The organism is Pseudoalteromonas sp. TAB23 (assembly GCF_000498075.1).
GTDB classification, from domain to species: Bacteria; Pseudomonadota; Gammaproteobacteria; order Enterobacterales; family Alteromonadaceae; genus Pseudoalteromonas; species Pseudoalteromonas arctica.
Genome location: NZ_AUTP01000356.1, coordinates 15,618 through 40,512 on the forward strand (window position 1 = coordinate 15,618; position 24,895 = coordinate 40,512).

Below are 24,895 nucleotides of genomic sequence, written 5' to 3' on the forward strand. Positions count from 1 at the left end.
TGTCCGTTTTTAAAGTTGTTCAATAGCCGCACTTTTTGTGCTGTTCATTTTTTTACGATTAAAATAAGCAAACGAATAATAAACCCACGCTTGGGTCCAACGTATGTAGTTTATTTTATTAGTAAAAAGCTTATTTTTTTGATAAATAAAACGCTGCTCTTTTGATAGGTACAGTATTTCAATAGATCGATTTATTATTTTTTCAGCCATAGCAAAGTCATCGACTGTTTTACCTACTTTTAATAACGTAAAAATAGCTTGCGACACACTATGCATGTCTAATGGATAACGGTTGTTATTATAATATTTAGCGGTACCGTCTTTTTCGAATAGGTGCTCTTTATAATATTGTAATCCTAGCTTAATAGGCTCTTCAAATTCATCTGTATTTAGAGCATCACTTAATAAGCGTAATGCTTCTAAATTGTAGCCTGTGTGAAAACCGTCTATAAATTGATGATGATGGCGAGCGCCATAAACCCAAGAGCCATCAGTTCCCTGACCTTTTACTGACTGGCGCGCAGCGTTTAAAGCAAGCTGTTTATAAGGTTCATTGCTTGTAAGTGTAGCCACTTTTGCTACCCATGCAGCGCCCCATAGACTAGCGTTATGTACAAATGTATTTTCACCTGGTATGTAGCCAAAAAACTGTTTATCATCACTTTCTTTGTATAAAGTTTTAACTATAAAATGAGCACTATCAAGCGCTGGTTCTCTATATTTATTTCCGCCGGTCACTTCACTTAATGCGTATAAAGCTTGTGCCACATAAATAGTAGTAATAACGTTGGGCTTACCTTTTGGCACAAAAAAAGCGCGTGCATTCCAGTCAAAATGATATCCCCAACAACTATGTAACCAAGTAGTTTTATCGCTTTGCTGGGTAAGTAACCAGTCAGCAAGTTCTATGGCTTCATCTAAATATATTTGCTCATTCTTTGCTTTATAGTCTTCCAGTAAACCTAAAATAAATAAACCAATTCCTTTAGGATTACGCTTTTTTGGTACCCCGCATAATGGTCTTAAGTTTACTGCTGAACGTTTATGTAACTGAATCCAAGCAAGCCCAACAAGACCCCTTTTTAAACGAGGGAATAATTCAAATAGCTTACTATTGAGTCCATCAAATGGGTCTTGTCCTGCATAATCATCACTTTTAGCGATAAGAAACATTTTTTTTGTTATTAAACCAACCTGACAACTCATTTCTCCACCCTTATAATTAATTTCTGGTAGTAATTTGATAAGCTTTTAGCTACTACATCATCTTTAAAACACTCTAAAAACTTACCCTTGGCAGCCTTTCCAAATTGAATTCGCTTGTCTATGTTATGTGTGAGCTCATTTAATGCATCAGAAATTTGCTCTATGTTACCTGGTTGTACTAACAAGCCATGAACATTGTGTGTAATTGCATCTTCTACTGCACCTACGGGTGTTGTTATAACAGGCAAACCTACGGACATAGCTTCAAGAATACTCATAGGTAGGCCTTCAGCATAACTTGGTAGTACAACGACATCAGTGCGAGATAGTAGCTCCAGTTTTTGTTCTTTATCGATCCAGCCCAAAACTTCAACTTTGTCTGCAATTTTTAATGTGCTACATAAATCATGGATTTCTTGAATGTTGCCATTACCTGCAATTAGTAAACGAGCATTATCGCAAGGTGACAATGCAAAAGCATTTAACAAATCTTTAATGCCCTTACGCTGTGATAACTCTCCCATAAAAGTAAAGTTGCAAGTATCGTGTTGTACTTTATTTAATTTAATTTCAGGAACTGGGTTGAATAAAACATTCCAATTTCTATCCGTTAATCGCTCAAATTCTTTTACCCAACTAGTTCCTAAACACAAACATAATTCATATTTTTTAAACGTATTAATTACTCTGCTTTTTTGTTTACTATTTAAATTATCAAAAAATTTATCCACTTGCGCTGCATGGCATTGATAAATCGTTGGTATGGAAAAAAGTCTCAACCAAAATAAAAAATAACTTTTACGCTGAAAACTTCCTTTTAACGAACCATGTATATGCGCAACATTAAATCGTTTAAATAATAGTAAGAAAGGAAAATATATTGCCGAAATTAATAACGAAAAGTACTTATTACCCCACCCACTTGGGTTGTGAGAGTGAAAATACTCTATATCATGCTCTTTATTTAAAAGATCATTATCCATAAATGTGGTAACTACTGAGGCAACACCACCCTTAGCTTTATTAGAAACACTAATGACTAAAATTTTACTTTTCAATTTTATAATCCCTTACAGTTTTACTGTATAATTTTCCATAAACTTATTTTTCAAGCCCCCTAATGCGGACTGTAATCCGTCAATACCAAATAATGTATTGATTTCAATCACTACAATTCCATTATTTGTTATAGCAATATCCCAGCCGGTTAAATTCAAAATTATATTTTTATTCGCAAGTTCTAATATTTCATTTTGAATATTTAACCAATTAGGAATTTTTAAATTTTTAAATTTAAAACCGGAGTCTGGATGTTCATAAAAACGCTCTAAACCATATTCTTGTGTCGCATAATCTCTAAAAGCGTGACCGGTTAATAAATCAATACCTATAACAAGGCCTCCTGCAGATGTATTGTCTATTTCACTACCCTTCGACCCCATTCTAAGCGTCGTAGCTATTATCTCTACTTGCCCTTGGGTATTTCTTTTTGTAATAACTCTAAGTGTGTTTACACTGTGAGCATAGACGGCTTCGATATCCAAATGCTGTGAAATAGCTTCTTCTATAACAAAATCACCTTTCAACTTACTAACATAATCAAAATTTAACTCTAAATCAGAGCCTTTAATTTTATAAACATCGTCTTGCTTTTTAGCAATTAAAATTCCGCTCCCCCCGCGCCCATTTGCAGGTTTAATAAATAATTTAGCACTATGTGAGAAGCTCAATAATTCTGCAAAACTATCGTTATTTAGTGCAATACCTTTTGAATTAAAAATATAGTGAGTCTTTTTCTTAGCTATGACATTTGCCGCTGGGAAGTTCATTCCATCAAATAAAACATCCATTACTATTTTATCTTCTACAATATTAAGTAATGCTTTAGAGTCATCATACTGCGGAAATATAATCTTATAAAAATAATAACTAGGTATGAATTGCTTCATCTCATCAATGGTCAACGTACAGTTAGCTGAGTAAAAATCATGATTAAAATATTGCAAGGGAAAACACCCCCAATACTTTTTTAATGCTTTAATTTCAAACTTCATTACAGCAATGTCTTTTTTATCCGTAGATTGCTTAAAACGCTGCATATTTTCTTTGTACCTATAATTAAACTTAATTAAATAAAGGCACCGAATTTTTTCCATAACTGTATGTTTTAATAACTGTAACATTTTCATATTGCTACCTTTGCAATTCACAAATAGCTTGTCTCATTTTGCCATTTTTAGTTCTAATAAAATCATTAACTACAGTTATAGTGACTTCCATTTTATGGCCTAACCGTTCTTTAATATTAATTATTAATTTTAAGCGCTCAGAGTCGGTAAAATCTGAATTACAAGTAACTAGAGCTTCTATTTTCATTAACTCTTTTTGAATAAATTGTGTACCTAGCAAACCATTAACGCCTTTAGGTATATGGTTTAGTATATGTACCTTTTGACCATCCTCAGCGACTAAGTAATCGCCAACCCGACCTTCTATACTCTCAACAATAGGGAATACTCTTCCACAAGCACATGAAGTTTTATCAGATAAAATCACATGATCACCCGTTTTATAGCGTATTAATGGGTAAAGTGAATTATTGTAATTAGTACCTATTATTTCAGCTCTTTCCTTGCCTTCTTCGTTTTTACCTGCCGAAATTAATTCAACGTGAGAGTAATCCGTTAGGATATGATAAGACCCGTGCTCACAACTGCCAATAGCTGCAACACGTTCAAAAAGGCCATACCAATCAAATACTGTACATTTAAACCTTTTTTCGACTAATATTTTATCTTCTTTTGCCAAAGACTCCGATGAGGTAACTATCGACTTCAATACACCCGGATAATATAAATCATTAGTATCTAAGTATTTTGCGAGTGTAACTATTGAAGATGGGTATGCTTGAATTATTTGCGCATCAAAATCAGCCATTGCTTTAATATAACTAGATAAATGCTGCTGACTCATATGAAATGAAGAAAGCATAATCATGTTTTCAAAATAAGAGTAACGCCAAAATGGCGCTTTTTTTTGATTTAAAGGAACAATCATATCCCCTCTTATCCATGCTCTTTTATCACCATCCTTAAAGCCAGCCCAAGCCATCATCCTGTTGACGAATGCTTGCTCAATAACTACAGACTCCATATTCTGTAAGATTGTCAACGGAGAGCCTGTAGTCCCACTAGTTGCACCTTTAATTATTGGTCCATTTCTTTTTGAAGATAAAAACTGGTCTTTATTTTCATTAATAGTTTTTTTATCTATAAAAGAAAAATCGTTTATTTCTTTTGCATTCGTTTTATAAAACTCAGTATTTTGGGTCGCTTCATTAATTATTTTTTTTTGCATTTTAGTTTGGTAACTACTTAATGCGTTAATATCAAAATCGTGAGTCATCAGTTCACTAGTAAGCTTTGCGCACTCTTTATTCTCACGTAGTTTCTGCCTTATGAGAGCTCTAATACTTAATAAAACATTTTGAACTAAAATAGGGCTTGATTGATATATTTTATTCGTAAACATTAATAGTAGTCCTTTGGATTAACGTTCGATTTAATTACTTTACCCGGTATACCAGCTACTACACTATTGTCTGGGACGCCAATAACTACAACGCTATTAGCTCCAACAACACAATTATTGCCAACTTTTACTTCTCCCAAAATTTTAGCACCTGTAGCTATAAAACAGTTATCACCAATAATGGGAACATTTTTCGATTTAGATTTCCCGCCAATAGTAACATTAGATCCTATGACACAATTTTTGCCGATAATGGATCTTTTATGTATCACTACCCCTATTCCACCATAAGCGAATATAGTGTTACTACCAATTTCGCACTCTGAAAAAACAGCACTATTGTGGAAAATACGAATTAAAGCATTAAATAACTTTGGTAAAAGTGGGATTTTGTTTTTATAAAACCAAGAACCTATTTTATATAACATCATTTTTATATTTCCTTGAATAAACTAAATATAAACACGAAAAAAATAACATAATAACAGGGGTTTTAGTGGTCAGTGCATTATTTGTTAACGATACTGCAAATAACACGAGTAAAGAAACTTGCATATAAATATCATTTTTCCAAACCATTTTTATTGATATTAAAAAACTAGAAAGAAGAAGTAAAATAGTGCCAAATAAACCAAAGCTGACTACCCACCCTATTACATAGTTTTCTATTACATTAATACCAATATAAAACTCTATATTATTCATAATTGAAGCTGAAGCACCTAGCAGCCATTCACTAATACTTAATTGTTCTAAAATAATAAAAACATCAAAACGCGCTTGTGCGCTGCCATCTATATACAGTTTACTTATAATCCGCTCACCCACTGGTGTAAGTGTTAAAATTAAGATTATTACTATCAATGTGAGTAAAAAAAATGCTTGCGCCAATGCAAATTTAAGTTTTGACATTTTGATGCCAGCTGTAAAAAAACGCATCGAATTTGGTAGCGTCATTATTACGAAACCGGCCAAAAACATTCCTGCGGCACCTCTTCCACCAAAAGCAAATAGCGCGATTAACATAACTGTAAAATAAATAAAGACAGGGATCTTCGTTTTATTTAATAATAATAAAGCCAAAGAGGCAGTAATTAATGCATTATTTAATGGATGTGTTAATAGAGCAGTTGAACGAAAATGTGAAAAGCTTGAAAAACTAACATCAACCAAAGTTTTGCCTAATATAAATTCTAAGATAGCAATTACGGCATTAATAAATAACAAATAAGCTACTAGCTTTAATAGCTTGTCTTTATGTTCGTTTGTTAATTGGCTTAAAATATATATAGCCAACAATGCAGACACTATTGTATCTATTAAATAGGCCATACCTGAAGTACCAAATCGATATAATCCATATAATACAACAATAGAAACACTCAGCGAACTGATTAGCCAAGCGCTCTTTAGTTCTTTTAAATTACCTAACGGTTTACTGATGCCTTTTTTAAGCGTAAGCAATACAGTAAAAAACAATAAAACATAACTATATATATGGACTTTTACTAAAGGGCTACCGCCATCAGAAACATATTTAACACCTAAATCTTCCAGCAGATACCCGCCTAAAATAAAAGAAGATATAAAAACGAAAAGCATTGCTCTATACATGGTTTGGCTATTCATGATTGCGAATCCAGTGTCGGCATTTTTTATAGTTTAATAAAACCATTACTACTAAGAATATTAATATTCCGAATAATACATTTATGGCTAAATATAAAGTTGGAATTTCTATATATAAGAATTGCTTTGTATAAAAAAAACCGAGTAAATAGCCCATACAAGCAGATGAGAAAATTATTTTATATACTTGTCTAGGAATGATGAATTTATAACCTTTTTTAAGTGATACAAATAAACTTAGAAAAAAAGATATTAAACTGGTTATTAAAAAAGAGAATGCTGCACCGGTTAACCCATAGTTTGGTATTAATATCGTTAATAACACTAAATTTAATAGTAATGATATTAAACTTATTCTCGGTATATACTTAGTACTTAATGAAAATTGAAGACCATGATCTATATAATGCGCTTTTACATTCAAGATGAAAACTGCTGCACATAATATGTAAATTATAGTCGTTCCTTGCGACAAATATTCTTCGCTGAGCAGTAATTGAGTAATCGGTTGAGCTAATATACAAAAGCCTAATAGCCCTGGTAACGTAATAAACATTAGAAGCGTTAAATACTCGCTATGGGCTTTATATAATTCAGTCTTGTTATTAATTTTTTTTGTGAGTTCAGGGTAGCTCGGCAAAGCAACAACCATGAAAATTAATGCGCCTATCCCCAAAAGAATGTTCGAAATAGCCGCATAAATGCCCGTTTGAGCCAAACTCAATGAATCAGCGATAAAGTAACGATCTAAACGACTTGATATGGACGCTACGAGGCCACTTACCATTAATGGTATTCCATATGTATAAATAATATTGGCATCAACTGAAAAAAGTTCTTTTATACTTATCTTTAAGCTTTTAAATACAATTATACCTGCTATAAAATTACTTAAGGCTAAAGCAAATAGAGCCAGTAATAAATCTGCTTTAATTATTAGAAAAAACCAGGTAAATATTATCGCCAATACAGATTGAACTAAAACAGCGAGGCGATACGGATTCAAGCGTTCCATAACTCGTGCTAACTCTAAATAAAATAAGTACAACGCTTTAGTTACAAAAAGTATAAATGTAGTAACTAAAATATTTAAACTTAATAAATCGGTTAAATACAGCCCTAAAACCACCAAAAAAAATGCAGGTATGGTACAACACAAAATTATAGAACACGCTATAGCAGCAAAACGTGAGTGTTGCTCTTTAGTTTTACTTGGTAATAGACGTAGCATGCTCGAGTTGACCCACTGAGCAGCAACTGCTCTGACTATTTCAACGGTAAGCAGCATTAGCGACAACATACCATATTCAGTAGTTGTTAATAGCTTCGTATGAATACTAATTAAAGCGAAAACACTTATTGCTGCAAATATTTGTACTGGGGCATATTTAAGTAATATATTAAACATTATTGTTATCACTCATGCTTAAAAACTGATTATATACAGCCTGATATTGCTTCATTATTTCTGAAGTATTAAATAGCTCTTTTAACTTTCTCACAGACAATTCGCTATCGAATTTATTTATACATGCCGTAATTTCATTAGCAGTTGTCGATTCGGTTATATAGAGAATACCTATTGATTGAAAGAACTCTTTTTGCTCAGCGAGTATACCCACTTCAGTACAGACTAACGGTAGCCCCGTGGCTATAATTTCGAGCGGTACTAGACCAAATGTTTCTTCCTTAGAGGTAAAAATACCGCAATCAGCATTGCTATAAAGCTCAACTAACTCATATTTATTTCTTTTACCTAAAAAAGTAACTGATTCATCGAGCTGTAATATTTTAATTTTGTGCTGAAGCTTTTGCGCATACTCTTTATCAGATATCCCTCCAATTATATTTAAATGACATGAAATGCCACTTTTATATAGCAGGTTGACAACATCTATAGACTGCTCAATATTTTTTTTAGGATTGATCAAGGCACAGGTTATAAATTTAATTGGTTTAGTGGGCCCTATTAATTTAGTTTTTTTAGTGCTGCTAAAAAAACTGTTATCAATAGGATTATAAATTATGTCTGCTTTTATTTTATTTTTAGCAAGTGCTATTTTTAAAATGTCACCAACAACAATTATTTTATTACCTAATTTTTTGGTGAATTGTGGAATAATTTTTTCATATAAATAATTATTAAAAAAACCAAAGTCATGTCGACCTATTTTTTTATAACTATGAACTGTAACTACTATCTTACCTGTAAAGCCGCTTCCAATTAATGAACTCCAAAAATGCGTATGAACTAAATCTGGCTCGAGTAATTTTAATAATTTACGAATATGCCAATTTTGCCAAAGAATACCTGGAATTTTTAAACCCGTTTGCTTACTAGATGCTGGCAACCAAATAAAATCCACGTTATCGGCTAAGTTAATAACTTCACCTGTGTAGGATGTTTTACTCTGCGGATCGAGCCCAATGATAGTAAACTTAAAGCTAGTGTCAGAATGATTAACCAAATATTCGGCAAACATTTGGCAAACACTGTCTACCCCACCACAGTTTTCTGTACCCCACTCATAAGTTGAGAGGGGCATAATTAACACTACATGTTGTTTAGGCATAGCTCTTCTTTTTAAAACATACTGCTAAATTTATTATAAATAAAAGACTTAAATTGCATGAAGAGCATCCATATATATTACTTTCATTTAACTTACTGATAATCATATTAACTTACATTATCCCGCGCGTATCTATAACAACTTTTGAGGCAAATTCTGTTTTATCTGCTGCTTTAAATTGTTTGTGATCTACTAGCACTACTATAATATTAGCTTGCTCTAGTGCGGTTTCTAATGTTGTAAGCTCGACACCTTTTGATGAAAGCTTTTCAGGTAATTCTTGTATATTAGGTTCTACTGCTAAAATTTTACCTACGTTTTGTATGGCTAGCTCTTGTACTATTTGTAGTGCAGGGCTTTCACGCAAGTCGTCAATATCGGCTTTAAATGCAAGCCCTAAACACGCTATAACTGGGCGTTTAAATTCGTCAGCGGCTTTAGCTATTTTATTTATTACATAATGCGGTTTTGCATCATTTGTTAAGCGCGCTTGTTTAATTATTTTTGCTTCGTCTGGGCAGCTAGCAACAATAAACCACGGGTCAACAGCAATGCAATGCCCACCTACACCAGGGCCTGGGTTAAGTATATTTACGCGAGGGTGGCGATTAGCTAATTTAACTAATTCCCACACGTTAATTTTAAGCTTGTCGCAAATTACCGATAGTTCATTAGCAAATGCTATGTTTACATCACGAAATGAGTTTTCTGTTAGCTTTGCCATTTCAGCTGTACGTGCGTTTGTTACGATGCATTCACCACGCACAAATGTTTCGTATAACTTTACTGCTTTTTCGCTACATGTTTTACTCATACCACCTATAACACGGTCGTTAGATACCAGTTCTTGTAGTACATAACCTGGTAATACGCGTTCAGGGCAATGTGCGACGTTAATGTCGGCTGCATCGCCTTTATCTTGAGGGAACGATAAATCAGGGCGAGCTTCGCTTAACCATTTTGCCAACTGCTCTGTTGCACCTACTGGTGAAGTTGATTCTAAAATGACTAAATTGCCTTTTTCGAGTACAGGGGCAATAGTTTTAGCTGCAGATTCTATGTAGCTTAGATCTGCTTTATGATCACCGCTTTCGCTATGGATAAATGGTGTTGGTACTGCAACCATAAATACATCCGCTTTTTCTGGAACCGTTGTTGCTCGTAAGTTACCTGTAGAAACAACACCGCGTACAATAATATCTAAATCAGGCTCTACAATATGTATTTCACCAGCGTTAATTGTATCAACCGCTTTTTGATTTACATCTAAACCAATAACGTTGATCCCTCTTGAGGCTATTACAGCTGCTGTTGGTAGTCCTATGTAGCCTAAACCTACTACTGATACTGTTTTAATTGTCATTACAAAATCCTTTAAAAAACTTTTTATTGCACGTTAAAGTGTTGTTTAATTTTTGAAATAATACGCTCACACGCTTTCCCATCACCATATGGATTATGTGCTCGGCTCATTGTTTGGTAATCAGCTTGATTTGTTAGTAGGTTTTTAACTTCATCTATAATTCGATTTTTATCGGTGCCTACTAATTTAACTGTACCTGCAGCAACTGCTTCTGGACGTTCAGTTGTATCGCGCATTACTAAAACAGGTTTACCTAAGCTTGGTGCTTCTTCTTGTACGCCGCCTGAATCGGTTACTATTATGTGGGCTTTACTCATCAGGTATACAAATGGCAAGTAGTCTTGAGGTTCTATAAGCTGTACGTTTTTAACGTCTTTTAAAATACGATTTACAGGTTCGCGTACATTTGGGTTTAAATGCATAGGGTAAAGTACTTGCGCCTCTGGATGTGCAAGTGCTATTTCTGCTAGTGCTTCGCAAATACGTTCAAAACCACCACCAAAACTTTCTCGTCTGTGGCCTGTTACTAAAATTAATTTTTTACTTTCGTCTAATTCTGGAAACTTTGCTTTTAGTGTGTTTATTAATACTTTATCTGTTTTTACTTTATCAACAACTTGTAATAGTGCATCTATTACGGTGTTACCCGTTATAACTATGTCGCTTAAATTAACGCCTTCGTTAAGTAAGTTTTGCTGTGAAGTATCTGTTGGCGCAAAGTGAAGTTTTGTAATCGCACCTGTTAATTTGCGATTTCCTTCTTCTGGCCAAGGAGACCCTAAATTACCTGTGCGTAAGCCAGCTTCTACATGCCCAACCGGAATTTGTTGATAAAATGCAGCAAGGCTTGCTGAAAGTGTTGTACTTGTATCGCCATGAACAAGTATTAGGTCTGGCTTAAACTCTTCCAAAATAGGTTTTAAACCTAAAAGAATATTGGTGGTTACATCGTATAAACTTTGGCCTGGTTTCATTATGTTTAAGTCGTATTCTGGTACAATTTCGAACAGGTCTAAAACTTGATCTAGCATTTCTCTATGCTGCGCGGTAACGCATACTTTAGCCTCGAAACCATCAGTTAAATTCAATGCTTTGACTAATGGTGCCATTTTAATAGCCTCAGGACGCGTACCAAATATGCTCAATATCTTAATAGCCATTACTTTCCTTAATTTGAATAATTCAATTTATTAGTTGCTTACAGCAAATAGCTTTTTAACTTGTTGGGTAAATTCCTGACCCATTTGACTCGATTGCATTGCATATTCGACATTAGCAAGCATATAACCTAACTTAGAACCACAATCATGTGACTTACCTCTTAGATGGTATGCTTCTAGAGTTTCCAAATGACGTAATTGTAATAATGCATCAGTAAGCTGTATTTCACCGCCCGCACCTGGTGGGGTGTACTCAAGCAAATCCCAAATAGCGGTAGATACAACATAGCGCCCTGTAATAGCTAAATTACTTGGCGCTTCGTCGTTATTAGGTTTTTCGACCATGTTTTTAATAGCAGTATTTTCGCCTGCATTTATTTTTTTACCGGCTAAATCAACCACACCATATTGATGCACTTGCTCTTGAGGCACTGGCTCTACCATTACTTGGTTGAAGCCTGTTTTATCGAATCGGTCGATCATTTGGCTTAAATTGTCAGTTTTTGAATTTGATTTATATTTATCGATAATTACATCGGGTAGCATTATCGCAAATGGGTTATCACCAACAATTGGACGCGCTGCTAATACCGCGTGGCCTAAGCCTAGTGGTGCTGATTGGCGCACAGAAATTACCGTTACATCTGTTGGTACTATTGAGCGAACCTCTTCTAGTAGGCTACGTTTTACACGTGCTTCTAGCGTGGCTTCTAGCTCAAAGCTAGTATCAAAGTGATTTTCTATTGAGTTTTTTGAAGCGTGTGTAACCAATACTATTTCTTTTATGCCAGCGGCTACAGCTTCGTTAACTACATATTGGATTAAAGGTTTGTCTACCAGAGGGAGCATTTCTTTAGGGATGGCTTTTGTGGCTGGTAACATACGCGTACCAAGGCCTGCTACAGGTAATACTGCTTTTAAAACTTTCACTTTAATTCCTTTCATTATTTTGCTAACAGCAAAAAAAGGGATAACTAAAGCTGAATCCCTTTTAAGCGCTTCACAAGCCTTGTGAGATTGCTATTATACACAACACAATAATGCACTCAATAATTAAAGAGTACTTTTTGATTGTTTTTTTGTTAAATTTATGTTGCATAGAATTCGATTTCATCACACTATTTCAGTACTCCCATACTTTTTGGTGATCTACCTTTTCAAAGCTAGCAATACTATACTAGGCTTAGCTTGTTTGGTTATTTGGAAAAACAGACTTAAAGGAACATTTGTGCGTTTAGGGTTTTGCATTTTATTATTAGTGTCTTTGTTTGTATGCGCACAAGATATGCTTTTGTATTTACGCAATAGCGATATAATTGCGCGCGCTCAAAAACAGTATGGTGATGAGGGCCACAAACGCATTAAAAACTGGCTAAGTTTTATAGATGAATCGGCTGACAAAAGTGAATGGCAAAAAATCCATTTAGTGAATGACTTTTTTAATAAGCACATTAAATACAAAACCGATGATGAGCTTTGGCACCAAAAAGATTATTGGGCTACCCCGCTTGAAAGCTTAGGCGTGGGTATGGGTGATTGTGAAGACTACGTAATTGCCAAATACTTTACGTTAATAGCCCTTGGGATTCCTGAAGATAAAATTCGTTTAATGTATGTACGTCAAAAAACAGTTAATCAACCTCACATGGTGCTGATATATATTGAAACTCCTAATCAAATCCCCTTTGTTTTAGGTAACTTTAATACTAAACTACTGCCCGCCAATAAACGCCCTGATTTAACACCTATATATAGTTTTAATGGCCAAGGTTTATGGTTAGCCAAATCAAAAGGGTTAGGCAATAAAGTAAAAAATAGCCGTGGTGTTTCTGCCTGGAACACCATGCTAGAGCGAATTGAACAAGGTGAGCTTGCGCCCGCCAAAAGTGATAAAGGAACACCGAGTTATGTCTCGACTTTTTAAAAATGGATTAAGTTTAAAAACCCAAGTATATGGCCTTATTATATTGATTTCGGTACTTTCGTTTTTTGTACGCGTAATTACTGACGTTGATACCACTCGCCAATACTTACAAACACAAATGGGTAGCCACGCGCAAGATACAGCAACAAGCTTAGGGCTTTCTATTTCACCCTACCTTGAAGAAGATAGCTTAATGATTGCTCAAACCATGGCAACCGCTATTTTCGACTCAGGTTATTACAAACAAATAAAATTTACTAACGCCGATAGTAACGTGGTATTTAACCTAACAAGCCCAAAACGCGTTGAGTCTGTACCTAATTGGTTTATTACAGCAGTAAAGCTTAAAGCCCCGACTATGCAATCAGAATTAAACAATGGCTGGATTATGGCTGGNAAGTAACAAGCCATGTTGGGCAATCGTATTTAACGCTATGGGAACATACTAAACGCAGCTTTTATGGTTCTTTATTATTATTGGTAGCGTCGCTTGCTGTAGCATATTTGATATTACGTGCTGTATTTAAACCTTTAAAAGCAGTAGAGAACCAAGCTCACCTGGTAACGCGTAAACGCTTTACATTAAACGACGAAATACCTGTTGCGCGCGAGCTGCGTACTGTAACTAAAGCCATAAATAATATGGTAATGAACCTACAAAGCACCTTCGACTCTTTAACAAAGCAAACACAAGCACTTACCGATGAAGTATATGTAGACTCACTCACTGGGCTGGGTAACCGCCGTTCGTTTGAGAACCACTTTAACTCAGTGGTTGACACCATTACTAGCGACACTCCAATCACTGCAATGATGGTTACTCTCCCCTCACTTGCTAATATTAACCAAACTGTAAGTTACCAAGATGGTGACGAGCACGTACATGATGTAAGCGTTACTTTGCAAAATGTGTTTGGTGCTTTGACCAACTCTAAAATATTTAGACTTAACGGTAGTACTTTTATTGCTTTAGTCCCATTCGATATGCAATTTTTAAGTAGAACACGCCTCGATATAAATGATGCTTTTAGTAAAAAGAAAAACAGCTTGCACGTAAATGGTTTTGCTAACTTAGCGTTAGTAAGTGTTGATAAAGGCTCATCTATTGTGAGTGTGCTTTCGGCGCTTGATACTGGCTGTACTATTGGCGATTCGGCTGTAAATAAAGTAGATAAAGATACTTTGTTTAGTGTTAAAGAGTGGCGTTCGCTTATTCAGTCAATTATTGCTACTGGTGAAGTTAGTTTTTCGGTGCAGCCAGTTAAACGCACTAAATCAGAAAACAAGCAGTGCTACTTTGAGGTGTTTGCTCATTTTACACATGAAGGCGAAAAGGTTAATAATGGCCATTTATTTGCTATGGCCGAAAAGCTTAACTTAACCGAAGAGTTAGACAAAAAAATAATTCGTAACTTTGTAAACGTTAAAGAGCAACACCCAGACGATACATTTGCGTTAAATATTAGTAAAGCTTCGTTGTATTCAACTGACTTTATTGAATGGCTTACTCTTTATGCTCACACTAAACCAATTATTAAAACAAACTTGGTTTTTGAATTGCATGAAATTAGCTTACTTTATAACGTGCATGTTGCCTCTTTACATATAGATACAATAAAAGATATTGGCATAAGTGTGTGTGTTGAACACTTTGGCACTAGTTTAACCTCGTTTAGATACTTGCAAGGGTTAGATATAGAATATATAAAAATAGATGGTAGCTATATTCAAGATTTGTTAGATAACACCCAAAGCCAATTTTTTATTCAAACAGTTAATAATATTTGTCATGGCTTTGGTATTAAAGTTTTAGCTTGTTTAATTGAAAAACCTGAAACTTTAAAGGTACTTGAAGGTTTAGGTTGCGATGGCGTACAGGGCAATTTAATAATGCCCCCCTCTAAAATACTAAAAACTAATAATAATGGCGTAAATAAAGAGTTTACTTTTTGCACCGATACGCTAAAATTTTGTAATTAGATAATTTCTTAAAGGGACACAAGATGAAATCACTTTTATTTGCTAGTTTATTTGTTAGCGTATCTGCATTTGCAACGTTTCCAGTTTATGCACAATCAGACAATGATGTAATAGTGCAGACTGATAACCTTAATACATTAATTAATATTTTAAATAATGCATCTGTAGATATACCTTCTGAAGAACTACAAAAAAAATTAGTTGCTGCTATTGAACAACTATGTCAGAACACAGCTCCATTGGATTTAGACTCCCCAATAGCTAATGGAACTTGCTCGCCTGAACAACTTGATATAATAATGAATGCAGTAATTGCCGCAATTGGCTTAGATAGTCCATTTATTTCAGACTTTTTGGCTGCGTTAGTAACTGCAGGTGTTGATAGTGATGCAGTAACGCTTGCCGCGATTACTGCTGGAGTTGATGCCACATTAGCTTCAGAGGCTACTGCAGCTGGCCCTACTGAGCCTACTGCACCAACTGGCCCTGTAATTGTGAACCTACCTACAACTACAGTACCTCAAGGTGCCGGCGGCACAGGTGGCGATGCAGGTATATCTGAAGTCGGCAACTAACAGTTATCTAAATAATAATAACGCGGCCTTTGGGCTGCGTTTTTATTTTAGACCCATTACTTTAAGCTCCTACCTTTTAGCTCCTTGTTTGAGAATACTGTGAATCGTTTTATATTTTTTTTACTATGCGCTATTTTATTTTTGCTGCCCTTACCATTAGGTAGTTACCGCCCTTGGGCAATTTTAGCAATGGGGATCTTAATTAGTGCTACCTTTTTCATCCATTTAGTTTACAGCAGTATTAATAACGATAAGCCTTTATACCCACCTTTATATTCTTGGCCCTTATTTACTGTACTCAGTATAGTGGCGGGCGTATGCGCAGTACAAATATTTACCGTAAGTGTTGACCCGTTTCAAACTAAACAAATGCTTATTAAAACAAGTTTTATGATTTTATTTTGTTGGCTTGTACTTATTTATTGCAATAGCGAAAAGCGTATTAAAAATTTAATATATGCAATTATAAGTGCCGGCGTGTTTCAAGCTTTATATGCTACTTATTTAAACCTGTCACCAGATATAATTAGCCCGCTATTTGGCTATAAACATACCGACCGTGCTATTGGTACGTTTACTTACTCTAACTTTTTGGCTAACTTTTTAGCTTTATGTTTATGTCTAGGTATTGGGGTTTTAGTTAGCGAGCTAAAACGCTCAACTAGCGATTACAAACAAACATTAAAACAAACACTTCGGGCGTGGACTGAAATACTTTTAAGCTCAAAAATAATTTTACGTATTTCGTTAATTATTATTATTGTTGCGTTAATTTTAACGCGTAGCCGTATGGGTAACTCTGCATTTTTTATTGCATTAATGGCTGTTAGCTTACTCGCATTTTTTATTTACAGGCAAAAACCTAAAGCGTTTAAACTACTTATAGTTAGTTTTTTTATAATCGATTTAATTATTATAGGCGCTATATTTGATGTAGAAAAAGTTAAACAGCGTATAAGCGAAACCAGTATTTCATCAGAAACCCGCGACGAAGTTGTACGTGATTCAATACCCCTTATTTTAGATAAGCCTTTGTTGGGCTCTGGTGGTGGTACATTTTATACTGCGTTTCCGGCGTATCAGTCTGAGCCTTATTCAGGTTACTACGATAACGCCCATAACGATTACGTACAGTTTGCAGTAGAGCTGGGGATACCAACTACAGCTGCACTGGGCTCACTTATACTTTATTGTTTATGGTTATGTATAGCTGCTATGAGAAAGCGTAAAACAGCGTTGTTTCAGGGCGTTGCTTTTGGTTGCGCCATTGCAATTATAGATATGCTGCTGCATTCGTTGGTAGATTACTCTTTACAAGCTGGAGCAAATTCAATGTTGTTTATGACTATTTTATGTTTAGCAATATTAAGTAGTAAATTACCCGCGTCTAAACGAAGCCGAAAAGAGCATGGTTAAATACAAAGCTAAGTAATTACCCAATATAGTGATTAGAGGCTGCGCTTCTCACGCGAGCAAGCTCTGCTTCTACAAGTAAACACCACACTCAAACATAACCTGTAGACGCGCTGCTTGCTGGCGTTTAAAAGCAACGCTTTTATATTTAATCGAATTCGCTGGTATATCAATAATAAATTAACCACCGAGGACACGGAGAAGAAAAAGAGAAGTAATTTTAGGAGCTAGTAACTGCAAACAAATTTAACTTAGCTTTTCTCTGTGTAGCACAAGGCGCCTCTGTACTCTCGGTGTTGAGACCAATTTTTAAGTAATGAGAAGCTTCGCTTCTAACGTGAGCAAGCTCTACGTCTACCGGTAAAATTTAACACTGTGGTTAAACTCACTCGTAGACGCATAACTTGCTGGAGTTTAAAAGCAACGCTTTTACGTTTATGAGTAACTTATTACTTATGCTCTAAATCAAACTCAGTTAAATGCCCTTCACCGTGTATTAACTGATAGCGGGCTAAATTCCCTTGCTCTAGTGTTATTAAACTAATAGCTGAGTCGCTTACTAAGTATTTTTGCCCTTCGCCTATGGTTTGGTGCTTATCTACTTCCATGTGCCAGCGTTTGGTAAAAAAGTTTAAGGGGCTTTTTGGGCCGTATAAAATTGAATCTAGTTTATCGAGTATGTTTATTAATTTACGCGGGAACTCGTTTTTAATACCGCTGGCGGTAAGTTGCCAAATTCGATTGTGGTGATCGCCAAAACGCTTTTGCACTGAAAAGCAAAATGAGTAATGTACATCACCCGATAAAATAAGCGTTTCGTTTGGGGTGTCGGTTCGTCTAAAAGTATCGAGTAGCTTTTTGGCTGAGCCTTCGTGTGCCATCCAGTTTTCTACGTCAACCATGAGCGGTTGCCCGCAAATATTAAACATGGCCTGAATGGCTTCTATTGATTTAACACCAAACACGGGGGCTGGCGATACAATAATAACTTGGTCGTGGCTTAATAGGCTTTCCTCAAGCTCTGTGAGGCGTTCCCAATCAAGTAAACCTGAGGGCTCATTAAAGTTTTGCTCATTTCGCCAGCGGTGCGTACGCGTATCTAGCACCACTACTTTGGGTATTGTCGTTAACTCGTAATGCCAAAAGCTAAAATCGTTTAGTGGTTTATCAAATGCTTTAAACTGCCATAAATTATTAGCAGTACGGCTTTGCTTAAAAGGTGTAAGTAGCTCGCCTGTTTTATTTAGTGCATCGTTCCCCATTCCCTGAAAAAGCCAATAACTAATTAAGCCGTTATTAATGATTCGTTTACTACTTGGATTTTCATTTATAGCTTGCTCCCACCCAGCGGTGAGGTTCCAATCATCGGTTACATCGTGATCGTCAAACATCATTAATGTAGATACATTGGCAAACAATCGCTCTACTTCACTTAAGCCTTTTGCATAATCAATCAGTGCTGTTTTTTCAGCGTCAAAAATAGTTTTGTTTTGCTCGCTTTGACCTAAATACGTTGTGTTTTGTATATCAACGCATTGCCAAGCAGCAGCACTAAAATTTAATAAATAGAGTGCTATATATTCTTCAAAATGGATAAGGTGATTGTAGGCTTTTACGCTTGAAAAATGAGGTTCGTCTTTTTTTAGCCAGTAACCAACACCTAACTTTGAACGTTTTTGCCAAGGCGTTTTTGGTAAAAACAAATGGCGATTATAAAGTTGCTCATTTATATCATCCGGTAGCTCAATGGCAAGTGGTTGCTCTTTATAAATACCTAACGCTTTAATTAACTGATGAATAGCTAATAACATGGGGCCTGCTACGTCATCGGCGTAAACCTGGTCACCGCTCAGTAATAGCAATTGTGCGCCTTGATTATTATTACCGCGCTGAGTATTTTGCCAGTGACTTGCAGACACTAAGCTGTCTTTTGCTGGGTGATGTGCATTACGGCACGAGCCATGCAAAATATCACTGAGTTTATCGGGGATTACAAATGCAGGCGTTGTTTGATTGCTATAGCACCAAGGCGATAAATCGATTGCTGTATCGTCAATTACAAGTTCATAGCTTAATAAGCTATCTACAGGGAGTTTGTTATTTATTGGCTTTATAATGACGAAATGCAGGTATAAATGTTCGCCTAAAGAAACAGTGTGTTGATCGCTATAACACTCAACATTTAATAAGTTTATTTGGCAGTTTGCAGGCCTGGAGGTAGCAAACTGAATGCAGACTCCAGTTTGCTCTGCACGGCGCACCATTGGCCCCATTAGTAAAATAGGAAGGTTTGCCGTGTGAGTAATCATGTATTTAGCCTTTAGCTGCTAATTTAAATAAAGAATAAAAGTTTTCGGTAGTCGCTTTAGCCAGTTCATTAAAGCTAATGCCTTTAAGTTCGCTAATATAATAAGCAACATCTTCTACGTACGCTGGCTGATTTGTTTGCCCACGATACGGTACCGGCGCTAAATAAGGCGAGTCGGTTTCTATTAGTAATCTATCGAGCGGTATTTGTTTTACTACTTCTTTTAGCTCAATTGCATTTTTAAAGGTAACAATGCCCGAAATAGAAATATAAAAGCCCATGTCTATGGCTTTTTTAGCCATATCCCAGTCTTCAGTAAAGCAATGTAGTACACCACCGCAGTTTTCGGCCTTGTGCTCACGCATTAAATTAATGGTGTCGGCGCGGGCATCACGAGTATGAATAATTAACGGTTTTTGTAATTCGTTAGCTACTTCAATATGCCCAACAAAACTTGCTTGCTGCACTGCGTGAGTATCTTTTGAATAGTAGTAATCAAGGCCCGTTTCGCCAATAGCGACGACTTTTTCGTGTGAGGCTAAGTCGATTAGTTTCTGTTTGTTAAGGGCGTCTTTTTGATCAAGTGGATGTACACCACATGAGGCTGATACATCGTCGTAGTGCTTAATTTTATCAAGCATGCTTGGAAACTGATCAAGCGTTACGCTTACACATAAAAAGTGCTCTATTTGCTTTGCACGCGCTTTATCAAGAACTTGGTCAAGGTTTAAGTCTAGTTTATCAAAATCAAGACGATCTAAATGGCAATGAGAATCTACAATCACTATAAGGCCTGTATTATGTTCAGGGTTTAAATTTGTTCTTTTAATTTATTATGTTAGCAATTAAAAGAACCCAATATAGGGCGGCGTTAATCTCAATGAAAAACCGACCCTATAACTACATGGTATATGTTTGATCGCCTGAGTTTAACATAGTCCCAAGTAGCTTTTCGATTTTAGCGTTTAGGTTTGTTTTGTCATCTAAAAAGCTAATACCAATACCTGGAGGGTTAGAGCTTTGTGCCCCTTGTGGCGTGATCCACGACACTTTACCTGTTACTACATCATCTTCTAAGGCATCGGGCAAGGTAACTCTAAGCGCTAATGAATGCCCTGCTTCGTAACGCATATTAGTACGTACAAATAAGCCACCTTTTTTTAAGTAAGGCATATAACAACGGTATAACTCGTCTAAATCGTCTATGTCTACTAGTAGTTCTTGCATGATTAATCCTTTTAAGAATTTCGCAATGTGTATGCTAATCGTGATACAGCAAGCGGTAAATTAAGGCCAAGTACTTGTGTGTTATTTTGTAAAAACTCGCCTAATGCATTTTGCGCACTTTGATAAGCGTCAAAACTCATGCCTTGCAGTAATTGCTGCTTTAATTGCACGCTTAAAAATAAAGTAAATATGCGAACAAGTTCAGGCTGTTTATTTATTATATCGACTAACGCTTTGAAATTATGGCTTTGTTTAAACTCAGTTGCAAACTTATAAAGTGTATCAATATTTTTTAGCTGGTCTTGCTGTTGCCAATACTTTACTTGCAGCGGTTGGTTATAAAAAAGTGCTAACCAACTATAGTTAGGTATATCTAATGTTTCTAGCCATTGCTGAGCAAGTGCTGTATTTGTTATTTTTACATCGCTTTTAGCACATCGACTTAAAATAGTTGCAGGGAGCTGTGCTGGTTGACTTGTAGTTAATATTAAAAAGCGGCTATTAGTTGGCTCTTCAAGTGTTTTTAAAAGTGCATTTGCTGCGGCTGTAGTCATTTTTTCGCAATTTTCGATTATTGCTACTTTATTACCATTTTGCGCTGCTGAGTGGTTCATAAAATCACTAATGCCGCGTATATCATCTACGCCTATGCTTTGCCCATCAACTTGCGTTAAGCGCTTGTCGGGGTGAGTACCCGCAAGAGTAAGTAAGCAGCTTTTACAGTGTCCGCAAGGTTTTAGCATACTGTTTTGCGCAGCTACCTGCTTAGCTATATTTTGGCATAACAAAGCATTCCCAAGCTCATCACTTAACTCAAACTTACCTACGCCTACAGGCCCACAAAATAATTGCGCATGATGAAAACGCTCTGCACGATAACTTTGCGCTAAACGTGCTTGGGTATCATGTAGCCACGGCAATGGCATATTATTTTAGGCCTTCAAAAAATGAATGCAGTACATTGGTTATATCGCGATGTACTTTATCAATACTTTGGTTTGCATCAACCGTTTTAATTGTGTTGTCGTCATTAGCAAGTTCAACATAACGCATACGTGTACGCTGAAAAAACTCAATGGCTTCTTGTTCAATACGGTCAAGCTCACCACGTCCTTTTGCACGTTCAAGGCCTATCACCGGGTCAATATCAAGGTAAATAGTTAAATCAGGCTTTAAGCCCTTTAATACCATTGACGAAAGTGAAGCTAATGTATTTGAGCTAATACCACGCCCACCACCTTGATACGCCTGAGACGATAAATCATGACGATCGGCAAGTACCCATTGGCCTTTATCAAGCGCTGGGGTAATAACATTGTGCATTAATTGCGAACGTGCTGCGTACATAATAAGCAACTCGGTTTCAAAGGCAATTTCTTCTTCGTGCTCTGCTTTTACAAGCGTACGAAGCGATTCAGCAAGCGGTGTGCCGCCAGGTTCGCGGACGTTAATGAAGTCTATTTTTTGTTTGTTTAAAAAGTCTTGGCATAATGAAATTGCGGTTGATTTACCGGCCCCTTCTAGCCCTTCTATTACTATAAATTTTGATTTCATAAAATATTAATTCTTTTTATTTAATATATACGTTTTAACTGCCGCGTTGTGCTGCTTTAACGTGGTTGAAAATTGGTGGCTGCCATCGCCTTTTGATACAAAGTAAACATATTCACTTTGAGGCGGATTAACTGCAGCTAAAATAGCGGCTTTAGATGGCATAGCAATCGGTGTTGGCGGTAAGCCATTAATACGATACGTATTGTAAGGCGTATAATCGCGTAAATCTTTGTATTTAATATCGCCATCAAAATCGGAGCCTAGTCCGTATATTACGGTTGGATCGGTCTGTAGGCGCATATTAGTGTTTAATCGATTAACAAACGCTGATGCAATTAACGGACGCTCGCTGGCAAGGCCTGTTTCTTTTTCAATAATTGAAGCCATTATAAGTGCTTCATATGCTGTTTTGTAAGGGAGCTCAGCTGCCCGCTGCTGCCAAGCACCGTCTAACGTTTGCTGCATTTTTTGTGCTGCACGTTTTAATACACTGCTTGCAGTATCGTTATTATGATAATGGTAAGTGTCGGGGAATAACCAGCCCTCTACGTGTGTATTCTTGCCCAGTATTTGTGTACTTAGCTCATCACTTTTTAAATCGTTTTGTAAATTATCGGCTTTTTTAATAGCACTAAGTACTTCACGTAAGTTTTGCCCTTCAATTATGGTAAAACTAAAGTTGATTTGCTGGCCTTGATTAATTTTTTTTACGTTGTTGATAACGCTATCGGCTGTTAGCTCGTAAAGGCCCGCTTTTAAGTCGGTGAGTGTGGGATCTAATTTGGCAATTACTTGATAACGCCAGCAGCCTTCTACCCAGTTGTTAGCTTGCCACTGCTGACATAACTTATTAAAGCCAGTGCCATGCTTAACTTCAAATTGTGTGTTTTGCGCTACTTTTAGCGGGCTATTTATTGTTGCTTGTAATTGCTGGTAACCAATAGCAGTGGTTATAACAGCTAAAAAAAGTACCGATAAAATAACTTTTAACACTCAGCCTCCTTGGCTAATAATCTAGTTAGTAATGCGTGGCTGTCGTCTGTATTAAATACCTGTTGCTCAATACGTTTAACAGGTACTGCTCCCATTAAGCTATTACACACAAATACGGCGTCTGCTTGGGTTAAATTTTCTACTTTCACGCGTTTAAATTCAACAGGCAATTTATCACATAACGATTGTAGATAAACGCCCTTTATTCCGCACTCATCAAGCAATGGCGTAAACACACACTTATTTTTAATCGCAAAAATATTAGCAGCTGAAGCTTCAATTACATTGTTATTGTAATCAAGCACTAAAACATCATCGCAGTTTTGCGTTTGCATCGCTTTTTTAACTAGCACTTGTTCAAGCCGGTTTAATGTTTTAAGGCCCGCTAAATATGGCTGTGCCGCTAATTTAATCGGGCTTATTTCGAGATTAACACCCTTTTTAGTAAGCGCTTCGTAATTACTAGGGTAATCTAATATGCTCAATAAAATAGTAATATTACACTCACTTGGCAGCCCATAACCACGTCCGCCTTCGCCTCGCGTTACAAGTATTTTAAGCACGTTTAGTGGTGCAGCGTTTATATGCAAAGCAATTTGATTTTCAAGGCTATTAAAGTCTAACTCAGGAAAACCCAAACGCTGTGCGCATTCAATCAAACGCGCTTTATGATGAGCCCAATACTGTACTTGCCCATCAACAACCTTAGCGGTTGTAAAAAAGCCATCACCGTAATTTAAGCCCCTGTCACGCGTGCTTAAAGTGCTGTTTTGATCTACTGCTATTATTGTTTGCATTTTGTTTGGCATATAAAAAAAGCCCAGTTAAACAACTGAGCTCTTATAATTTGATTCGTTGTTAAAAAAGATTATACCTTTTTAAATAGCAACGAGCCATTAGTACCACCAAAACCGAACGAGTTACACAGTGCAAAGTCTAACTTTGCATCACGTGCAGTGTGAGCAATATAATCTAAGTCACACCCTTCGTCTGGGTTATCAAGGTTGATAGTTGGCGACACTTTTTGATCTGTCAGCGATAAAATCGAAATAATCGATTCAACTGAACCTGCAGCACCTAACAAGTGACCCATCATCGATTTAGACGAGCCTACCATTACATCTTTAGCTGCATTACCAAAAATAGACTTAACAGCGGCAGTTTCTGCTTTATCGCCTGCATTTGTAGATGTACCGTGTGCGTTAATGTAACCAATTTGCTCAGCGTTTACTTGCGCATCGTTTAGTGCGTTTTGCATTGCAAGTGCAGCACCCGCCCCATCTTCTGGTGGTGACGTCATGTGATACGCGTCGCCGCTCATACCAAAGCCTACTAGCTCAGCATAAATTTTAGCGCCACGAGCTTTAGCATGTTCGTACTCTTCAACTACAACAACACCTGCACCGTCAGAAAGCACAAAGCCATCGCGGTCTTTATCCCAAGGGCGAGAAGCCGCTTG

At 36.3% G+C, this 24,895-nt stretch carries 22 protein-coding genes and 1 pseudogene; 4 read left to right on the plus strand and 19 right to left on the minus strand.

Annotated features, from left to right (window positions below; all coding sequences use genetic code 11):
- Nucleotides 1–9 precede the first annotated feature (9 nt).
- From L654_RS0123880 to galU, 11 genes are all read right to left on the minus strand, one after another.
- Entirely contained in the window at nt 10–1,206 is a 1,197-nt protein-coding gene (locus L654_RS0123880; protein ID WP_024609251.1) for an aspartate-semialdehyde dehydrogenase, read from the minus strand.
- On the minus strand, nt 1,203–2,264 hold the full coding sequence (locus L654_RS0123885; protein ID WP_024609252.1) for a glycosyltransferase family 4 protein: 1,062 nt from the start codon (nt 2,262–2,264) through the stop codon (nt 1,203–1,205). The genes L654_RS0123880 and L654_RS0123885 overlap by 4 nt, the downstream gene beginning before the upstream one ends.
- Before the next feature lie 12 nt (nt 2,265–2,276).
- A complete protein-coding gene (locus tag L654_RS0123890) occupies nt 2,277–3,395 on the minus strand; it encodes a sugar-transfer associated ATP-grasp domain-containing protein (RefSeq protein ID WP_024609253.1) in 1,119 nt (372 codons plus the stop codon).
- A gap of 4 nt (nt 3,396–3,399) precedes the next feature.
- Nucleotides 3,400–4,737, minus strand: coding sequence for a phenylacetate--CoA ligase family protein (locus tag L654_RS0123895; RefSeq protein ID WP_024609254.1), 1,338 nt, complete (start codon nt 4,735–4,737; stop codon nt 3,400–3,402).
- On the minus strand, nt 4,737–5,168 hold the full coding sequence (locus L654_RS0123900; RefSeq protein ID WP_024609255.1) for a DapH/DapD/GlmU-related protein: 432 nt from the start codon (nt 5,166–5,168) through the stop codon (nt 4,737–4,739). The genes L654_RS0123895 and L654_RS0123900 overlap by 1 nt, the downstream gene beginning before the upstream one ends.
- A complete protein-coding gene (locus L654_RS0123905; RefSeq protein ID WP_024609256.1) occupies nt 5,155–6,366 on the minus strand; it encodes a VpsF family polysaccharide biosynthesis protein in 1,212 nt (403 codons plus the stop codon). The genes L654_RS0123900 and L654_RS0123905 overlap by 14 nt, the downstream gene beginning before the upstream one ends.
- A complete protein-coding gene (locus L654_RS0123910) occupies nt 6,359–7,774 on the minus strand; it encodes a lipopolysaccharide biosynthesis protein (protein ID WP_024609257.1) in 1,416 nt (471 codons plus the stop codon). Before L654_RS0123910 ends, L654_RS0123905 begins: the two co-directional genes overlap by 8 nt.
- Entirely contained in the window at nt 7,767–8,939 is a 1,173-nt protein-coding gene (locus tag L654_RS0123915) for a VpsD family glycosyltransferase (RefSeq protein ID WP_024609258.1), read from the minus strand. Before L654_RS0123915 ends, L654_RS0123910 begins: the two co-directional genes overlap by 8 nt.
- 112 nt (nt 8,940–9,051) lie before the next feature.
- Nucleotides 9,052–10,302, minus strand: a complete 1,251-nt coding sequence (gene wecC / locus L654_RS0123920) for a UDP-N-acetyl-D-mannosamine dehydrogenase (RefSeq protein ID WP_024609259.1) — start codon at nt 10,300–10,302, stop codon at nt 9,052–9,054.
- Nucleotides 10,303–10,325: 23 nt separating this feature from the next.
- Nucleotides 10,326–11,462, minus strand: coding sequence for a UDP-N-acetylglucosamine 2-epimerase (non-hydrolyzing) (wecB, locus tag L654_RS0123925; RefSeq protein WP_024609260.1), 1,137 nt, complete (start codon nt 11,460–11,462; stop codon nt 10,326–10,328).
- A 30-nt stretch (nt 11,463–11,492) separates the two neighbouring features.
- Complete coding sequence (gene galU / locus L654_RS0123930) at nt 11,493–12,392, minus strand: UTP--glucose-1-phosphate uridylyltransferase GalU (RefSeq protein WP_024609261.1); 900 nt, start codon at nt 12,390–12,392, stop codon at nt 11,493–11,495.
- A 298-nt stretch (nt 12,393–12,690) separates the two neighbouring features.
- On the opposite strand from galU, the gene L654_RS0123935 reads away from it, so the two are divergent.
- The 4 genes and pseudogenes from L654_RS0123935 (at nt 12,691) to L654_RS0123950 (ending at nt 17,357) form a co-directional block, all read left to right on the plus strand.
- On the plus strand, nt 12,691–13,386 hold the full coding sequence (locus L654_RS0123935) for a transglutaminase-like cysteine peptidase (RefSeq protein ID WP_024609262.1): 696 nt from the start codon (nt 12,691–12,693) through the stop codon (nt 13,384–13,386).
- A pseudogene (locus L654_RS01000000126780) lies at nt 13,370–15,366 on the plus strand (EAL domain-containing protein). Before L654_RS0123935 ends, L654_RS01000000126780 begins: the two are co-directional and overlap by 17 nt.
- A gap of 23 nt (nt 15,367–15,389) precedes the next feature.
- Nucleotides 15,390–15,941, plus strand: coding sequence for a hypothetical protein (locus L654_RS0123945; protein WP_024609263.1), 552 nt, complete (start codon nt 15,390–15,392; stop codon nt 15,939–15,941).
- A gap of 99 nt (nt 15,942–16,040) precedes the next feature.
- The gene (locus L654_RS0123950; RefSeq protein ID WP_024609264.1) at nt 16,041–17,357 is read left to right on the plus strand and encodes an O-antigen ligase family protein; all 1,317 of its coding nucleotides are present in this window, start codon (nt 16,041–16,043) and stop codon (nt 17,355–17,357) included.
- A 446-nt stretch (nt 17,358–17,803) separates the two neighbouring features.
- On the opposite strand, the gene L654_RS0123955 is transcribed toward L654_RS0123950, so the two are convergent.
- From L654_RS0123955 to L654_RS0123990, 8 genes are all read right to left on the minus strand, one after another.
- Entirely contained in the window at nt 17,804–19,663 is a 1,860-nt protein-coding gene (locus L654_RS0123955) for an alkaline phosphatase D family protein (protein WP_024609265.1), read from the minus strand.
- A 4-nt stretch (nt 19,664–19,667) separates the two neighbouring features.
- The gene (locus tag L654_RS0123960; RefSeq protein WP_024609266.1) at nt 19,668–20,447 is read right to left on the minus strand and encodes a YchF/TatD family DNA exonuclease; all 780 of its coding nucleotides are present in this window, start codon (nt 20,445–20,447) and stop codon (nt 19,668–19,670) included.
- Nucleotides 20,448–20,562: 115 nt separating this feature from the next.
- Entirely contained in the window at nt 20,563–20,889 is a 327-nt protein-coding gene (locus L654_RS0123965) for a PilZ domain-containing protein (RefSeq protein ID WP_002962367.1), read from the minus strand.
- Nucleotides 20,890–20,900: 11 nt separating this feature from the next.
- Complete coding sequence (locus tag L654_RS0123970; RefSeq protein WP_024609267.1) at nt 20,901–21,815, minus strand: DNA polymerase III subunit delta'; 915 nt, start codon at nt 21,813–21,815, stop codon at nt 20,901–20,903.
- A gap of 1 nt (nt 21,816) precedes the next feature.
- Nucleotides 21,817–22,443 (minus strand): dTMP kinase, encoded by a 627-nt coding sequence (gene tmk / locus L654_RS0123975; protein WP_007585737.1) that lies wholly within the window; start codon nt 22,441–22,443, stop codon nt 21,817–21,819.
- 6 nt (nt 22,444–22,449) lie between these two features.
- On the minus strand, nt 22,450–23,436 hold the full coding sequence (gene mltG / locus L654_RS0123980; protein ID WP_024609268.1) for an endolytic transglycosylase MltG: 987 nt from the start codon (nt 23,434–23,436) through the stop codon (nt 22,450–22,452).
- A complete protein-coding gene (pabC, locus tag L654_RS0123985; protein ID WP_024609269.1) occupies nt 23,430–24,245 on the minus strand; it encodes an aminodeoxychorismate lyase in 816 nt (271 codons plus the stop codon). Before pabC ends, mltG begins: the two co-directional genes overlap by 7 nt.
- Nucleotides 24,246–24,304: 59 nt before the next feature.
- A partial coding sequence (locus L654_RS0123990; RefSeq protein ID WP_024609270.1) for a beta-ketoacyl synthase N-terminal-like domain-containing protein occupies nt 24,305–24,895 on the minus strand: 591 nt, incomplete at its 5' end.

What these genes read in the sequence shown, in the direction of transcription:
- L654_RS0123880 (WP_024609251.1), bottom strand. Translation starts at nt 1,206, where the DNA reads ATGAGTTGTCAGGTTGGTTTAATAACAAAAAAAATGTTTCTTATCGCT.
- L654_RS0123890 (WP_024609253.1), bottom strand. Translation starts at nt 3,395, where the DNA reads ATGAAAATGTTACAGTTATTAAAACATACAGTTATGGAAAAAATTCGG.
- L654_RS0123895 (WP_024609254.1), bottom strand. Translation starts at nt 4,737, where the DNA reads ATGTTTACGAATAAAATATATCAATCAAGCCCTATTTTAGTTCAAAAT.
- L654_RS0123900 (WP_024609255.1), bottom strand. Translation starts at nt 5,168, where the DNA reads ATGATGTTATATAAAATAGGTTCTTGGTTTTATAAAAACAAAATCCCA.
- L654_RS0123905 (WP_024609256.1), bottom strand. Translation starts at nt 6,366, where the DNA reads ATGAATAGCCAAACCATGTATAGAGCAATGCTTTTCGTTTTTATATCT.
- L654_RS0123910 (WP_024609257.1), bottom strand. Translation starts at nt 7,774, where the DNA reads ATGTTTAATATATTACTTAAATATGCCCCAGTACAAATATTTGCAGCA.
- L654_RS0123915 (WP_024609258.1), bottom strand. Translation starts at nt 8,939, where the DNA reads ATGCCTAAACAACATGTAGTGTTAATTATGCCCCTCTCAACTTATGAG.
- wecC (WP_024609259.1), bottom strand. Translation starts at nt 10,302, where the DNA reads ATGACAATTAAAACAGTATCAGTAGTAGGTTTAGGCTACATAGGACTA.
- wecB (WP_024609260.1), bottom strand. Translation starts at nt 11,462, where the DNA reads ATGGCTATTAAGATATTGAGCATATTTGGTACGCGTCCTGAGGCTATT.
- L654_RS0123945 (WP_024609263.1), top strand. Translation starts at nt 15,390, where the DNA reads ATGAAATCACTTTTATTTGCTAGTTTATTTGTTAGCGTATCTGCATTT.
- L654_RS0123955 (WP_024609265.1), bottom strand. Translation starts at nt 19,663, where the DNA reads ATGATTACTCACACGGCAAACCTTCCTATTTTACTAATGGGGCCAATG.
- L654_RS0123965 (WP_002962367.1), bottom strand. Translation starts at nt 20,889, where the DNA reads ATGCAAGAACTACTAGTAGACATAGACGATTTAGACGAGTTATACCGT.
- L654_RS0123970 (WP_024609267.1), bottom strand. Translation starts at nt 21,815, where the DNA reads ATGCCATTGCCGTGGCTACATGATACCCAAGCACGTTTAGCGCAAAGT.
- tmk (WP_007585737.1), bottom strand. Translation starts at nt 22,443, where the DNA reads ATGAAATCAAAATTTATAGTAATAGAAGGGCTAGAAGGGGCCGGTAAA.
- pabC (WP_024609269.1), bottom strand. Translation starts at nt 24,245, where the DNA reads ATGCCAAACAAAATGCAAACAATAATAGCAGTAGATCAAAACAGCACT.